At 30.7% G+C, this 15,365-nt stretch carries 17 protein-coding genes; 4 read left to right on the forward strand and 13 right to left on the reverse strand.

What is annotated here, in order from left to right:
• Positions 1-21 precede the first annotated feature (21 nt).
• The 4 genes from purF to AGR56_RS21860 all read right to left on the reverse strand — a co-directional run bounded on the left by purF (position 22) and on the right by AGR56_RS21860 (position 3,341).
• The gene (gene purF / locus AGR56_RS11630; RefSeq protein ID WP_053242378.1) at positions 22-1,449 is read right to left on the reverse strand and encodes an amidophosphoribosyltransferase; all 1,428 of its coding nucleotides are present in this window, start codon (positions 1,447-1,449) and stop codon (positions 22-24) included.
• Between the two features lie 106 nt (positions 1,450-1,555).
• Positions 1,556-2,263: a phosphoribosylaminoimidazolesuccinocarboxamide synthase gene (purC, locus tag AGR56_RS11635; RefSeq protein WP_053242379.1), complete on the reverse strand. Its 708-nt coding sequence runs from the start codon at positions 2,261-2,263 to the stop codon at positions 1,556-1,558.
• Position 2,264: 1 nt separating this feature from the next.
• Complete coding sequence (purE, locus tag AGR56_RS11640) at positions 2,265-2,744, reverse strand: 5-(carboxyamino)imidazole ribonucleotide mutase (RefSeq protein WP_053242380.1); 480 nt, start codon at positions 2,742-2,744, stop codon at positions 2,265-2,267.
• A 210-nt stretch (positions 2,745-2,954) separates the two neighbouring features.
• Positions 2,955-3,341, reverse strand: a complete 387-nt coding sequence (locus AGR56_RS21860) for a chemotaxis protein CheX (RefSeq protein WP_347460533.1) — start codon at positions 3,339-3,341, stop codon at positions 2,955-2,957.
• Positions 3,342-3,577: 236 nt separating this feature from the next.
• On the opposite strand from AGR56_RS21860, the gene AGR56_RS11650 reads away from it, so the two are divergent.
• The gene (locus AGR56_RS11650; RefSeq protein ID WP_053242382.1) at positions 3,578-3,973 is read left to right on the forward strand and encodes a hypothetical protein; all 396 of its coding nucleotides are present in this window, start codon (positions 3,578-3,580) and stop codon (positions 3,971-3,973) included.
• Positions 3,974-4,438: 465 nt separating this feature from the next.
• Here AGR56_RS11650 and AGR56_RS11655 read toward each other — a convergent pair whose 3' ends face one another.
• From AGR56_RS11655 to AGR56_RS11685, 7 genes are all read right to left on the reverse strand, one after another.
• Positions 4,439-5,020 (reverse strand): ECF transporter S component, encoded by a 582-nt coding sequence (locus AGR56_RS11655; RefSeq protein ID WP_053242383.1) that lies wholly within the window; start codon positions 5,018-5,020, stop codon positions 4,439-4,441.
• A gap of 217 nt (positions 5,021-5,237) precedes the next feature.
• Positions 5,238-6,173, reverse strand: a complete 936-nt coding sequence (locus tag AGR56_RS11660) for an NrtA/SsuA/CpmA family ABC transporter substrate-binding protein (protein WP_084756987.1) — start codon at positions 6,171-6,173, stop codon at positions 5,238-5,240.
• A 99-nt stretch (positions 6,174-6,272) separates the two neighbouring features.
• The gene (locus AGR56_RS11665) at positions 6,273-6,911 is read right to left on the reverse strand and encodes an ABC transporter ATP-binding protein (protein ID WP_242851419.1); all 639 of its coding nucleotides are present in this window, start codon (positions 6,909-6,911) and stop codon (positions 6,273-6,275) included.
• A gap of 68 nt (positions 6,912-6,979) precedes the next feature.
• A complete protein-coding gene (locus AGR56_RS11670; RefSeq protein ID WP_053242384.1) occupies positions 6,980-7,750 on the reverse strand; it encodes an ABC transporter permease in 771 nt (256 codons plus the stop codon).
• Between the two features lie 390 nt (positions 7,751-8,140).
• Entirely contained in the window at positions 8,141-9,130 is a 990-nt protein-coding gene (gene dapF, locus AGR56_RS11675) for a diaminopimelate epimerase (protein ID WP_231016696.1), read from the reverse strand.
• Between the two features lie 105 nt (positions 9,131-9,235).
• Complete coding sequence (locus tag AGR56_RS11680) at positions 9,236-10,018, reverse strand: MBL fold metallo-hydrolase (protein ID WP_053242386.1); 783 nt, start codon at positions 10,016-10,018, stop codon at positions 9,236-9,238.
• A 475-nt stretch (positions 10,019-10,493) separates the two neighbouring features.
• Entirely contained in the window at positions 10,494-11,351 is an 858-nt protein-coding gene (locus tag AGR56_RS11685; RefSeq protein WP_053242387.1) for an aromatic acid exporter family protein, read from the reverse strand.
• A gap of 72 nt (positions 11,352-11,423) precedes the next feature.
• On the opposite strand from AGR56_RS11685, the gene AGR56_RS11690 reads away from it, so the two are divergent.
• A complete protein-coding gene (locus AGR56_RS11690) occupies positions 11,424-12,020 on the forward strand; it encodes a nucleotidyltransferase family protein (RefSeq protein WP_242851420.1) in 597 nt (198 codons plus the stop codon).
• Between the two features lie 40 nt (positions 12,021-12,060).
• On the opposite strand, the gene AGR56_RS11695 is transcribed toward AGR56_RS11690, so the two are convergent.
• Together AGR56_RS11695 and AGR56_RS11700 are read right to left on the reverse strand one after the other, a co-directional pair.
• Complete coding sequence (locus AGR56_RS11695) at positions 12,061-12,333, reverse strand: CD3324 family protein (protein WP_053242388.1); 273 nt, start codon at positions 12,331-12,333, stop codon at positions 12,061-12,063.
• Positions 12,334-12,486: 153 nt separating this feature from the next.
• The gene (locus AGR56_RS11700) at positions 12,487-13,521 is read right to left on the reverse strand and encodes a low specificity L-threonine aldolase (protein ID WP_053242389.1); all 1,035 of its coding nucleotides are present in this window, start codon (positions 13,519-13,521) and stop codon (positions 12,487-12,489) included.
• A gap of 752 nt (positions 13,522-14,273) precedes the next feature.
• On the opposite strand from AGR56_RS11700, the gene AGR56_RS11705 reads away from it, so the two are divergent.
• Together AGR56_RS11705 and AGR56_RS22830 are read left to right on the forward strand one after the other, a co-directional pair.
• Complete coding sequence (locus AGR56_RS11705) at positions 14,274-14,999, forward strand: GNAT family N-acetyltransferase (protein WP_242851421.1); 726 nt, start codon at positions 14,274-14,276, stop codon at positions 14,997-14,999.
• A 204-nt stretch (positions 15,000-15,203) separates the two neighbouring features.
• On the forward strand, positions 15,204-15,329 hold the full coding sequence (locus AGR56_RS22830; RefSeq protein ID WP_269144148.1) for a hypothetical protein: 126 nt from the start codon (positions 15,204-15,206) through the stop codon (positions 15,327-15,329).
• The last annotated feature ends 36 nt before the right edge of the window (positions 15,330-15,365 follow it).

Below are 15,365 nucleotides of genomic sequence, written 5' to 3' on the forward strand. Positions count from 1 at the left end.
ATACACAACCTTTCAAAATATTTATTCTTCAAGTCTATCTTTTGCTGCTTCCATAGGTGCAGATACTGGATAAACTCCATTAAAACACCCAAGGCAAAATGTTCTATCTTTATCAAGCGTTTCTAAAAGTGATTCTATACTTAAATATCCAACACTATCAGCACCTATAAAATCACTTATTTCCTTTACGGTTTTGTGTGAACCTATAAGTTCTTTTCTATAAGGTGTATCTATTCCAAAGTAGCATGGGAATTTTACAATTGGTGAAGAAACTCTAAAGTGAACTTCTACTGCACCTGCTTCTCTAAGCAAATCCACAAGTCTTTTACTAGTTGTTCCCCTAACTATAGAATCATCTATAAGCACAACTCTTTTTCCTTTAATCATTGATTTTACTGGATTGAGTTTTACAGATACAGCTTTCTCTCTAAGTTCCTGAGTTGGGGATATAAATGTTCTTCCAACGTACTTATTTTTAATAAGTCCTAAGCTGTATGGTATTCCTGAAGCTTTCGCGTAACCAAGCGCTGCTGGAATTCCTGAATCAGGAACTCCTATTACAAGGTCAGCTTCCACAGGTGATTCCTCAAAAAGCTTTTCTCCTGCACGTTCTCTTGCTTTATAAACATCAATTCCATCAATTACACTGTCTGGTCTTGCAAAATAAATATATTCAAAGGAGCAAGTCTCACATTTTGTTCTCTCTGCAAAATTAATGCTCTTAAGACCATCTTTATCTATTATTATAATCTCTCCAGGTTTTACGTCACGTACAAATTCCGCTCCAATAGTGTCAAGTGCACAACTTTCAGAACAAAGTACATAGCTTTCATCATATTTTCCAATACAAAGAGGTCTTATACCATTTGGGTCTCTAACTCCTATAAGCTTATCCTTTGTAAGAATAACAATAGCATATGAGCCTTTTACAGCTTGAATAGCATCAACTACGGCATTTTCTATTCCTTTTTTAGCACTTCTTGCTATTAAATTTAATATTACTTCAGTATCTATTGAAGTTTGAAACATAGTTCCACAATCTTGAAGAAGTTCTCTTATTACATCTGCATTCACAAGATTTCCATTATGCGCAATAGCAATAGAGCCAAGCTTGAAATTACTTAGAAGTGGCTGGGCATTTGTAGCATTACTTCCTCCTGTCGTAGAATATCTAACATGGCCTATTGCAGCATTTCCAGGCATAGAATCTAAAATTTCAGTGTCGAATACATCAGATACAAGACCCATTTCCTTATAAACCTTAATTTCATTGCTATCGGATACAGCAATTCCAGCACTTTCCTGCCCCCTATGCTGAAGCGCATATAGTCCATAGTAAGTTAAATGTGCTGCATCAATATCCTTATTAGAAAAAATACCAAAAACTCCGCATTCTTCTTTGAACTTATCGATATCTTCGTGTTCAGCTGTATATTGCATATTTTTCATAGCTATCTCCTTCTTACAATTTATATTTAAGCCTAATATAGACTGAAGTATAAAAATAACTTCAGCCTATGTCAAAACAGATAAGGTAAGCCTCTTTTTATGTATTCTACTTACCACTTATCCTCTTTAATATTTCAATGTATGCTTCCTTGACATTTCCTAAATCTCTTCTAAATCTATCTTTATCAAGTTTTTCGTTTGTCTTTTCATCCCATAACCTGCAAGTATCAGGACTGATTTCATCTGCAAGAACAACTTCACCATGAAATCTTCCAAATTCAATTTTAAAATCTATCAATTTTATTCCTTGTTTATGGAAAAATTCTTTAAGTACATTATTTACAGTTTCAGTCATTGCATAAATTTTCTTTAATTCATCAAAAGTTGTAGCTCCAATTGCTACTGCATGAGTATCATTTATAAGTGGATCACCAAGTGCATCATCTTTATATGAAAGTTCAAAAACTGTTGTTTTAAGTTCTGTTCCTTCTTCAAGACCAAGTCTCTTAGCCATACTTCCTGCTGCTATATTTCTTACTATAACTTCAAGAGGTACTATTGAAACTTTTTTGCAAAGCTGTTCTCTATCATTTAATTTTTCCTCAAAGTGAGTTTTTACTCCATGTTTCTCTAAAAGTTCAAATAACATTGAAGTAATATTATTATTAAGTACTCCCTTTTCATCTATCTGACCTTTTTTTTCTCCGTTAAAAGCTGTTGCATCATCTTTATAATATATAATTACTTTATCCTTATCATCTGTTGCATATACCTTTTTAGCTTTTCCTTCATATAGTAATTCTTTTTTTTCCATATTAAAATTCCACTCCCTCTTCATTGTCTTGTATAAATTTTTCTTTCATATCTTTTCTAAATTGAACAAGTTTTTCTTTAAGTTCTGGATATTTTAAAGCAAGCATCTCAACTGCAAGCATGCCTGCATTATAACTATTATTAATTCCTACAGTAGCAACTGGAATACTTTTTGGCATTTGAACAATTGAAAATAATGCATCTAATCCATCTACTGCAGCATTTATAGGAACTCCTATTACTGGAAGTGTTGTTTGAGAAGCAATAACTCCTGGCAAATGTGCTGCAAGTCCTGCACCTGCAATTATACATTCAAAATTTTCTTTTTCTAATTTACTGATAACTTCACTTAATTTTTCAGGAACTCTGTGAGCTGACAAAACGTATGCTTTATAATCTACTCCAAATTCACTAAGCGCATTAGCTGCACCTTTCATCTTATCGGTATCTGATTTGCTACCAAATATTATAGCAACTTTCATTACAATTGCCTCCTTATATGAATTTCCTTTGTCACTTTAATTTCATGTTAGCATAATATTTTTCATAAGTCAATAACATTATCTACACTTTATTCATTAATGTTCGTACTATATCAACTATACTTATTTTTTTATCTAGTATTGTTCGTGTTTTAAGTTTATCTATGTACAAAAAAGCCACAAAAGAAAACTTTTGTGACTTCTATTTTATTAAACTATGGAAATATCAAGTTCGAGAGTACCACCTATATCAAGGGCTAATGGTATACATATTGTTTGATTATTATAATTCATCTTTGCTTCTGGCTTATTTATCTGCATGATTGGAGGTGTTATATCTATTTTTTTATTTTGATGTGAAAAATGTATTCCGGACTGACCAGCTATCATATTGCAAATCTCAGAAACAGCACTGGCTGTAATCTCATTAAGTTCTTCAACTGGAAACCCTCCCATCATTTTTGATGCAATTCTCATTGCTGTTCCTTTATCAAAGCCTAAAATAATATTACCCTTTACATCGCCTAAAACCCCAATAGTTATAGTAACATCTTTAATTTCTGAAAAACCTTGCTTTAAAAAAAAGTTTTTCTTTATTTACAGTAATATTACATACTTGTTTTAAAATATCAACGCTTGACATAACGAATGGATTTATGTATTCAACTTTCATAATTATATATCACCTCTAACTTAATCATGCTTCATACGGTGATTATATTATATCAGATATTATATCTATATACCAATTTAAATATAAATAAAAAAAAGTAACATTTTTACTGATATTCAATATTATAATATAGTGTATTTAAATTATTTGGAGGTTACTTATGGATTCTGATAACGAGATTAGACATGACAATAAGCACGACCATCATGATAAACACTGTGAACATGATGATGAAGATTTTGAATTTCAACCAATGCCATATTGTCCTTTTATGATGAACAAAAATATGGGACCTATGATGGGTGGATACCCTATGGCAAGTGGATGTCCTATGATGAGCGGTGAAGCTCCTATGACAAGTGAATGTCCTATGATGAGCGGTGAAGCTCCTATGACAAATGCATCATATGATGATGACGATTCTGATTGGGATGATGATAGTGATGATTCCGATGAATATAGACATAAACATCACCGCCGCCGTCGTCCTTATTACCCATGGTTCTATCATAACCATCATAAATATCATAATATGCCTTGGTGGTGGATGTATTAGCACTAATCATCTTCTAAAGAAAATGGGGCTGTCGCACTAAATATATTAAGTCATAATTTATAAAAATTGTGAAGCAATAACTAATTTTTTCGCCTAAAAAGAAGGCGAAAAAGCTAAGAGTGAAGGGTTTTAACTTGCGCCGCTTGTTAAAAAAGTGAAACTTTTTTACCTTCAGTAAAAAAGTTAATGATGATTTTCTTCCGTTCCGCTGCAGAAAAAATCACCTTAACTTTTGGCTTTAGCCGAAAAGTTCACCTTTGACGTGCAATGCATCGTCAAACCCTTCACTCTTCAACATAAGTGAAAAAAAGTTAGTTCTTTTAAACGAGCAAAGCGAGTTAAAAACCCTTAACTCCAATTAATTCGCAATATTTATTAATCATAATTTAACAATTTTTAGTGCGGCAGCCCCATCCTTACGCAAATTACAAAAAATTTAATCTTAATAAGATTCATTAAGCTTTATTACATTTTCAGTTTTTTTATTATCATAATAACGGGAAATGATACAACCAAGGCGGCTCCTGCCGATATAAAACCATTTAAAACTAATAATAAAAGTGTTTTCACTGCGGCATTATAACTTATATGAAATGCATTTGCATAAGCATCTATATACAAAATGTATATCATAGCCAGAACCCCTATAGTATTCGTAAAGGAGCCAGCAACAATTCCTAAAAACACACCTAGTTTTTCAGACTTACGTCTAAATAATACATACACATAATAAGCGGCAACACCAATCAATATTCTTGGCAAAACTGAGACTATTGGATTGAAAAATATAAAAGACGCAGGTGTAGGCGTATTTATAGCTTGTATAATACTAAAAATGCCAAAAAATAATCCTATAAAACCACCAACTATAGGTCCTCCAACTATCCCTCCTATTATAACTGGGATATGCATAATTGTAGTTTTAAAAGGTGGTATTGGTAAAAATCCCAATCCTGTTGCTCCAAGCACAATTGTTACAGCAAACAACATACCTATCATTGTAATTTGTCTTGTTGCAAGCTTCTTTCCACAAATTTTTTCCATCATTTTATTTACCTCGCTCTCATTCCTTATTGGATATAAGTCGAAATTTAAAATATTAATTTTGACTTAAAGTTCAGTTTTATATAAATTAATAAATACTGACTTGTTAAAATTAGTGCACGATGCACAATTTGTGACCTCTTTATTTTCAAAATTTTAGGTAGTATACCTATAAATTCAGCTCACATTATCTATTAAGCTTTTTACATCGATATTCTTTTTAAGCATACCATTTTTCATTAAAAAAGTCTTTAGTATCATTTAAATCTTTTATATCTTTATTGGTAATCTTAGGATTAAAATCATATAAATCATACATAGCTTTAACTTGATCAAGTGATAGCTTTACTTCTTCACTAGTATAGTTATATGCTTTGTCCTTACTATTCTTCATGAAGCTTAAACTTTTATCATGAACCTTTAAATATCTTTTTACTATGTCAGGGTACTTTTTAATGAATTTGCCAGATACACCTATTACTATTGTTGCATCAAGTATGCCTTCTCCTGTAGTTATTACATGTGCACCATTCTTTTTTGCGTTATCTACTGATGCACCTGCTACTAGTGCTGCATCGGCACTGCCAGATAATAGTGCTGATACACCGTCAGGTATTCCCATATTTATAAATTGAACATCACTTGATTTAAGACTATCTTTTTCGAGCGCACCTAAAAGAAGCTGATGGAGTATTGTCCCCTTAGGTCCAACAACCTTTTTCCCCTTTAAATCTTTCATGCTTTTTATCGATGGATCTTTTGCCATTATTGTAAATGCCTTTGGTGCTCTACTATAAACACCTATTATTTTAATATCAACACCGTTTGCTGCTGCCAAAATAACCGAAGTTGCACCTATTGCATTGCAAAAATCAAGCGAACCTGCTGCAACTGCCTCCGTCATTTTAGAACCTTCTGTTATTTGTGGATAAGTAATTTTTATATTGTCTTTTGAAAACTCATTTTCAAAGAGCTTTTCTCTTTTTTCCACTATAGATGGTACATTTAACGGTGATTTTACATAAGATATACTTATGCTTTTGGGAACATTCTTTTGGGATTTCGTCTCGGAATTTTGAGCATTGCCACATCCATTAAATAAAGCTGCTATCATTGAAATTGTAAGTAGCACACTCAATTTTTTTAAAATCTTCATACTTAATCCTCCTCCTTATATTTATATATAAATAAACCACATACAAGCTTTAAGTTAACTATAGAATTTTCGGTAACATTCAACTCTTTGCTCTCTACTCTAGTTAATGCTTTTATAGGTATTTAAAATGCTTTTTTTATATTCTAAAAACTTACTATCTTCAGTATTTCTATAATAATCTAGGTCAATCTGAATTTCTTGCATTATTATTCCGTCATTCATAACAACAACTTTCTGACCTAAATATATTGCTTCTTCCACATCATGTGTCACAAACATAAAAGTTTTACCGCTTTTAACAAAAATGTCCACAAGTTCATTTTGAAGTTTTCTTCTAGTAAAAGCATCTAAGGCTCCTAAAGGTTCATCCATAAGTATAATTTCTGGATCAAAACACAAAGTCCTTCCAAGAGAAACTCTTTGAGCCATTCCACCTGAAATCTGACTTGGATAAGCTTTTTTAAAATCATAAAGTCCTAAAATTTGCAATATGTCTTCAACTTTATCTTTAACATATGATTTATCTTTACACTTTATGAGAGAAAACGCTAGATTCTGTTCAACAGTAAGCCACGGCATAAGTCTTGGCTCTTGAAAAACAATTCCTACTTTCTCTTTGCAATTTGTAAATTCAATATGTCCGCCTGTTTTACTCTCAAGTCCTGCAACTATTCTAAGTAACGTTGTTTTTCCACATCCACTTTTACCAACGACAGTTATAAAACTTTTTTCTGGCACAACAAGGTTAATATCTTTTAGAGCTTGAAATTATTTCATTTTGAAGTTCAAAAACTTTTGATAAATTTTTAACTATCAACCCCGCCATAATCTATTTCCTTTCCATATTTGTTAATTAGCCTTTCTGTTATTTTTATAAGTACATAATCAATAACATAACCAAGTATACCTATAGATAAAATTCCAACTATTACAACATCAGGTCTTGAAAGCTGCTCTGCATCCACTATCATATATCCAATTCCAGATGATGCAGCTATAAGTTCCGCACCCATGAGCGACCTCCAGCTATATCCAAGTCCAAGTTGTACTCCTGTCATTATTGATGGTATTGCTTGTGGAAATATGATCTTTAAAAATTTATCTCTGTTAGTAAAACCAAGTGAATCCCCTACCTCTAAAAGTTTCTTATCATGATTAGTGATTCCATTTAACGTATTAGAGAAGATTGGGAAAAAAGTAGCAAGAAAAATAACAAATAACTTTGAAGCTTCACCTATTCCAAACCATAATATCAGTATTGGTATAGTAGCAATAGGTGGAACATGCCTCATAAATTCCATAAAAGGCTCCACATATGGAATAGCTTTAGGCTTGGCACCAATAAATATAGCCATAGGAAAAGAAATTATGAAAGTTATTATAAATCCTGCAATTACTCTTCCTAAACTTATTATCATATTTTTTGCAAGTTCTCCTGATTTTATCATCTCCAAAGTGGCCAAAAATACCTTTTCTGGAGATGGTATTATGTATTCATTAACTATATGTAATTTGCTTATAATAGCCCATACAAGTATTAGTATTACAGGCAAAATTAAGCCTTTTAACTTTTTCATATTTTTCTCCTAAACCTAATTGTTTAATATTTAACTTGCAGCTATTATCTTACTACTAATACTTTTCTTTGTAAAGTTTCATATACATAATTATAAAATTAATATTTTAATTTAAAATTCTATACAAATTATTTCTAATATGGCATTTTACATAATAAAGAAGCTTTGTTTTTAAATAAGTGTCGACTTTTTACACTTATTTAAAACAAAGCCATAAAAAAAACACTGGTCATTAAACCAGTGCTTAAATATTATATAAGGGAGATCATTCTATACAACGATAGTATTCTAAGCTATTTATCTCTTAGAATGATTTTATTATACCTTAAAAGTATTTATTTTGTGTTTATATTATGCAAATATTTTGTAAACACTTTCTATGTGAGATTATTATTGTATGCATTTTCTTGTGTACTTAAAAAACTCAGCATAATCTTTTGTTTCTTCTTCATAAGGAGTATTATCTACAATAACATTATTTACTTCATTATTGCTAAATTCCATAGTCCCTTCAAATACAAATGTAGCATTCCCTATAAATTCAACCAAATAATTACCATTTTCCTTCTTATGAACTATAGAATTTATCATACCACCATCATTAAATATAGAAATTTTTCGGTCAAAATCCACCTTTCCACTTAAGCAAGCCGCAACACTTGAAGCAGTCATAGCTGTTCCACAAGATTTTGTAAGTCCTACTCCTCTTTCATAGGTTTTAACATATATGTCTTTTTCATCAAATACTTTAACAAAACTTACATTAACCCCTTTTGGTAATACTGACTTTGTGCTATTACCCTTTACACCAACCTCTACAAGCTCATTTGTATCTATTTCATTTACTATAGAGATTAAATGCGGATTTGTTATGCTTATAGCTGCAAATTTTAACTGATCTGATAATTCTGGTACATTTTCAAAAAGAACACTATCCTTCTTTGAGTTCATAGGTAGTGATTTAGGATCAAGAGAAATAGAATCAATGAATATCTTTACAGTCTTTATCCCCTTGTACACTTCTTCTTGTTTTTGAACAAAATATTTTGCTTTCATAGTTTCTATTTGGATTTCATCCTTTTTAAGAATTTCCATAACATATCTTCCAACACATCTTAGTCCATTTCCACACATTTCAGCTTCTGAACCATCTGAATTAAATATTCTCATCTTTGCATCACATATGCTGCTTTTTTGAACAAATAAAATTCCATCACCACCAATGGATTTCTCTCTGTTACATGCTAATATTGCTAATTCTTTTCGTCCCTCTTCACTAAAATTATAATCATTATTATATTCATCAATTAATATAAAATCATTTCCAGTTCCATGGCATTTTAATATATTTATCTTCATATAAAACACGTCCTTTTTCATTAAATATGCATAAAATACTATAATAATAATTATATCATCATCATTAAAATAAAACCACAATATTATATATAGTAAAACTGTATAAAGTCCAAAAATAGTTTATATTTAATTTTCTGCTTCAACATGTATATTTATACTTAAATCACCATCGTCACCATGACTTATATTTACAACATGTTTATATATATTAGAATTTTCAAGATAATTTTTAAAAGAATCCACTATTAAGTATGTCTCACTATTTTCATTAGTCTTAAATGCTAAATCAAGATATGATTCTTCTTTTTGAAGCTTAATTGACATATTGCTAATTTTTCCGCCATCACTTATTTTTTTAGCACTATTTTTAGTTCCTTTTACTGAATTTACAGCTTTAATTGCCTGAACTACCTTATCATTTACATTATCACATACATAATTAACATCACTTACATTATATCTTGTTATTACATCAGCTGCGTTTTCCGAAAGCTTGTCATTGCTAGAAGTTAGTACAATACAATCAATCTTATTAATCTTATAGTTATCAATAGCTTTAAAAATGTAATTAACTTTATTAGAATCCTCTGGAACATCGATTAAAACATTTTTATTGTTATATTGAATTAAAACGCATTCTTCATTTCCAATACTATACACTTTCAATTTCTTTGAATCATAACTTGAAAGGGCTGCTTTTTCATTTTTATTATAACTTTTATTATCAGAAGCATATTTAGGTTTATCCGGAGATACCATGCAAAATCCAGTTACAGCTGTAAATAAAGATAAAACCATTATAGCAATAAATAACTTATTTACTTTTTTCTTTAATATCTTAATTATAATAGCCATCATACTAAAAATTATAAAAATAAGTGAACCAGTTACAAACAAAATTACTGCCATAATCACACCCCTAAATTTGTTAATGTTAGTATGATTATTGACAGTAATTGTTATTTATATTCACTATAGATAGACAACTTGAAACTTTAAAATTGCAATCTCCAAATTTATCCTGATAAACTGGAATTTGTCGAGCACTATAGTGAAGGGTTTTAACTCACTTCGTTTGTTAAAAGACTAAGGTTTTCGCTATGCGAAAGGTGAAGGGTTTTACGGTGCTGTGCACGTAAAAAATTCCGTAGGTACGGAGGAATTTTTTCCTTGCACTACCGTGGGGGTGAAGTAACAATGCTGAAGGAACGGTTTAAAAAAATTCTAATAAATCTTGGTTCAAAAATTGTAAAATGCTTAGATATTTCAATCTGTTTAAGCGTATGCGAGTTATTGAAATTTCTTAGTATTTTACAATTTTTGAGCCTTAGATTTATAGGATTTTTTTAACGGGACGAAGCATTGTTACTTCACAAATTCCAGTTTATCGAGGTAAATTCATTATAGATTTTAGGAGTCTTTCAAGATGATAGTTATAAATTATGCTAATTTCACTATTTTCACATTTCTTATAATGATTTTTTAAGGGAAAAATTTTATTTATAATTTCTGCATTTTTAGCATTTGGTGAACATGTGTTGTCAATTGAGTTGATAATGTTAAGTTCATCATATGCACGTTTTAAATTTTCATAAATTGATGTCATTTCTTGTAATTTTGTTCTCCATATTTTTTTAAAATGAATTTGATCTTTATAGATTGTTAGTAAACCTTGAACATTGTTTATCTGCTTATATAGTGAATCTGTTTTAATTTCTACATGAAAAAAAATTTTAGATTTAACTGCTTTTAAAAGGTCATTATATAAAATTCTTGTATTTTTTATGACTGTAGAATAGGTGGTCAATGAAAGTGCAAGGTTATTAACAGTAGCCGTAATGGCAATTCCAATAAAGGTATCAAGAAGTCTATTAAGGCTGTAGAGCCATACTGTTTCGCCTTTAATTCCTACCATTATTGATATAAATATAAGACAAGCTATTGCGGCTGAGTTTTCCCAATTAATAAATTTACAGGTATAAATAATTATTATAACTCCAATTCCAGTAAGTAACGCATTTGTAGGCCTAATTAAAGCTAATAAAATTCCAATTACTGCTCCTATTGAGCTTCCTATCATTCTGTTTCCGCTTGATTTTATAGTGTCCTCAAGATTTGACGATATAGGCATAACAGCAGGAAGAGCAACGAAAAAAGGATATTTAAGTTTTAGTAATTTTGATACAATCATACAAAGACATACTGAAATGCCAGACCGTAAAGCTTTATTTCCTAACCACACTATAATCACCATCCTAATAATTCAAGTTAATATAAGTTATATTTTTTGTGTTTCTTGGAGAAAATATACATTGTGGAATTAAGGGAACAGAGTAGAGGTGTTAAAGTGAGTATTGATGGAGTTGTGTTGGCAGCCGGATTGTCCAGCAGGATGGGAAAATATAAAATGACGTTGAAATTTAGGCAAAAGACAATCATAGAAAATTGCATAGAAGCTATGTATGAGTGCTGCTCTAATATCATAGTAGTTGGTGGCTATAATTATAATATAATTAACGAACTTTTGAGGCCATATAGAAAAGTGAATGTTGTTTTAAATAAAAATTATATGGACGGGATGTTTAGTTCCATAAAGATGGGGCTTAAAAAAGTTAAAGGAAACCGGTTCTTTTTAATTCCAGGAGATTATCCACTAATAAGAAAAGATACCTATGAAAAAATGCTTAAATTCAAAGCTAATATTGTCATACCCATGTATCAGGGAAAAAAAGGCCACCCTGTACTTATAAATAGTGATTTAATAGATGATATATTGGAGAATGATAATTATGGATCAATGAGGGATTTTATAAACTCACATAACTTCACAACTGTTTCAGTAAAAGATGAGGGAATATTGATGGATGCTGATACTCCAAAGGACTATAATAAAATTAAAAGAGAGGTATAATTTTCAGCGCTGAAAAACTTGCCTCAACTTATAAGTGGCTTTAATCGCTCTTTTCTTTCCGTATAATTCTTCTAATACTGCTTTCTGTTAAGAAATACTGTTCAGATAAAGTTTCAACAGCTACTCCTAGAAGGTATTTATTAAAAATTTCGTTATCTCTTTCCTTTAGATATCGTTTAGTTTCAGTATTTTCTCCCCAGGATTTTTTGTTCTCGTTTTTTCTAGGTATATAAATATATGATCCATCGGTGTATTTTTGAATTATTTCAATTATACTTTCTGGTAGTATATTTTGTGCTTTTTCATATTTCATAAGTCTCGCTCCATTCTATATTTAATTTATAAATGAAGAAGCAAAGACTGAATAAAACATGAATTAATTTCGCTCCAAGCAAAAGTCGTTCATGCTTTACAATCCTTGCATGGAGCGTGGTACATTAGCTAAAAACATAATTAATTCACTTCCTTATATTGATTTAATACTCTCTACTAATTTTATCACATTTTCTTCCTTTGTGGCCCAACTTGTGCAAAAACGAACAGCACTGTGGATGCCGTCTATTCTTTGCCAGTAAGAATACACATAGTTTTTACCTAATTTTTCAAGCACAGTATCTGGCATGATAGGAAACTGTTGATTTGTACTTGATTCTATAAGAAAAGGATATCCTTTTTCTATTAAAGCTTTTTTAATAAGCATAGACATTTCGTCTGCATGTTTTGACATTTTAAAGTATAAATTATCTTCAAATAAAGTGGAAAACTGTATTCCAAGAAGTCTTCCCTTGGCAAGCATACCTCCTTTTTGTTTTATTAAATAGCGAAAATCTTCTTTTAAAGCTTCATTAGAAATTACAACAGCTTCTCCAAATAAAGCTCCTATTTTAGTGCCTCCAATATAAAAAGCATCACAAAGCTTTCCAATAGTCTGCAAATCTAAATCATTATCTTCTGCACAAAGGCCATATCCTAGGCGGGCACCATCCATGTACAGTATAAGATTGTTTTTTTTGCAAGTTTGGCTTAGGGCTGTTAATTCAGCTTTAGAATAAATAGTTCCTATTTCAGTAGGGTTTGATATGTATACCAATTTAGGCTGTACCATATGTTCGGCTGATGGATCATTAAAATGGGTGTCGTATGCGTCTTGTATTTGATTTGCAGTTAATTTACCATTGCTGCTATTAAGAGCAAGCACCTTGTGACCAGTTGCTTCTATGGCTCCAGTTTCATGGACATTAATGTGACCGGTTGTTGCTGCAATTGCACCTTGGTAGGGTCTAAGGGCAGCTGCTATAACTGTAAGATTTGTTTGAGTTCCACCTACTAAAAAGTGAACATCTATGTCCTGACGTCCGCATTTTTCCTTAATTATGCGTTCAGCTTCTTTGCAGTAATTATCTTCGCCGTAGCCTATTGTTTGCTCGTAGTTAGTCATTGATAGTTTTTCTAATATTTTTGGGTGTGCGCCTTCTGTGTAGTCACAATCGAAACGAATCATGAAAATTCCTCCCTTTAGTTAATTAAATTAAGTATAATATAAAGATTAAAAAATTCAAAGCCAAATTTAAAATTAAGAGAGATTTCTTCAACTCATTATTACCTCATTGACTATACGAGTAAATATGACCGTATATGGTGTATTCTTGTTTAAGAATTAAGTAGTAGGTTGTTGTTAAGGAAAGAGTAAGGGATAATATAGATGGAGAGCTTAGAACTTGAAATTTATAAAGTTTTATTTAAACCATCCCAAATCAACATCACTTCACTTAGCCCGAAAAAGCAAGGAAGATACACATATTGGAGTTTGGGCGTAAGCCCATATGATTCATGAACAAAATGTTATGTACTTTCTATACTCCGATTCTCTACGAAAAACACACTGTAAATGATATTTTACAATAAAATAAATGCTAAATTGTTTAAATAAAGTATTATAAATATTCACGTCAAAATTCCGTAGGAACGGTTTAAAAAAATTCTAATAAATCTTGGTTCAAAAATTGTAAAATGCTTAGATATTTCAATCTGTTTAAGCGTATGCGAGTATAAACATACGCGGGGTTTGGGCTTTGCCCATTATCCTTCTAGAACCCAAAGCAACCACTTTTTTTAAATAACCACTTAGATTTATAGGATTTTTTTAACGCGACGAAGCATTGTTACTTCACAAATTCCAGTTTAACAGGATCAATTTGGTAGTAGTCATTTGAAACTTTCAGGCTGTGTATCTATATATTGGAGGAAATAATTATGGAGTATGTAAATATTAATGAGAAGAAATATAAGATTGTTATTGGAAATGGCAAGGATGATAGCTATAGAGGCAGTTTCAATGCTTTAACTGAAAAAACCTTTGGATTTAATTTTGAAAATTGGTATCAAGGTGGATATTGGAGAGGCAAGTATATACCGTATTCACTTATGGATGGAGACAAAGTTGTTTCAAATGTATCAGCTAACTTGATGGATTTAGAGGTTTTTGGTGAAAAGAAAAAATATATTCAGTTAGGAACTGTTATGACGGATGAATTCTATAAAAAACAAGGATTAGCTAGGAGACTCATGGAAAAAGTACTTGCAGATTATAAAGATAAGAGCGATTTGATTTATTTGTTTGCCAATGATTCTGCTGTTCATTTTTATCCTAAATTTGGTTTTACTAAAATAGATCAATATGTTTGCACTAAAGTCATAAGTAAAACAGAAAATGGTGGAGCTTTTAGAAAGTTAAATATGAATGATTTAAATGATAGAGTTTTAGTGTACAATAAGGCAAAAGCAGCTTTTCCTATAGCTCAAATTTTTATGTGTAATAATGGTGAACTCACTATGTTTTATTGCGATGGGTTTATGAAAAATAGTGTCTACTATGTTCCCTGTTATGATGCAGTTGTAGTTGTAGATTTTAATAAAGATGAGCTTAAATTATTTGATATTTTTTGTGAGAAAAAAAAAAAGTTTCTGCAGATGATATAATTAACTGCGTTGTAAATGAAAACATAAAAAAAAGTGAAACTTTATTTTACACCAAAGGAAACAGCTTCTTATGAAGTTAAACGGTTAGAATTGGAAGGTACTTTATTTGTAATGGGAAAAGACAAAGCATTATTTCAAGGAAAGAAATTTATGTTTCCTGAGTTGTCGCATACTTAAAATTAAATGTTTATTTTTCAAACTCTTATGGAATTACTTCAAAGAATGAGTTATACTAATTTGCCTGTTAGGTATGGCATTGTGACAGATGATGATATTGCAAAGCCAGTTGTGGAAATGATTATAAATTTTATAAAAAGTGAAGTGAATTGATTCGAAATATATGATATAATTACCAATAAATAGATA

The sequence above is a fragment of the Clostridium sp. DMHC 10 genome (assembly GCF_001270375.1).
Taxonomy (GTDB): domain Bacteria; phylum Bacillota; class Clostridia; order Clostridiales; family Clostridiaceae; genus Clostridium_S; species Clostridium_S guangxiense.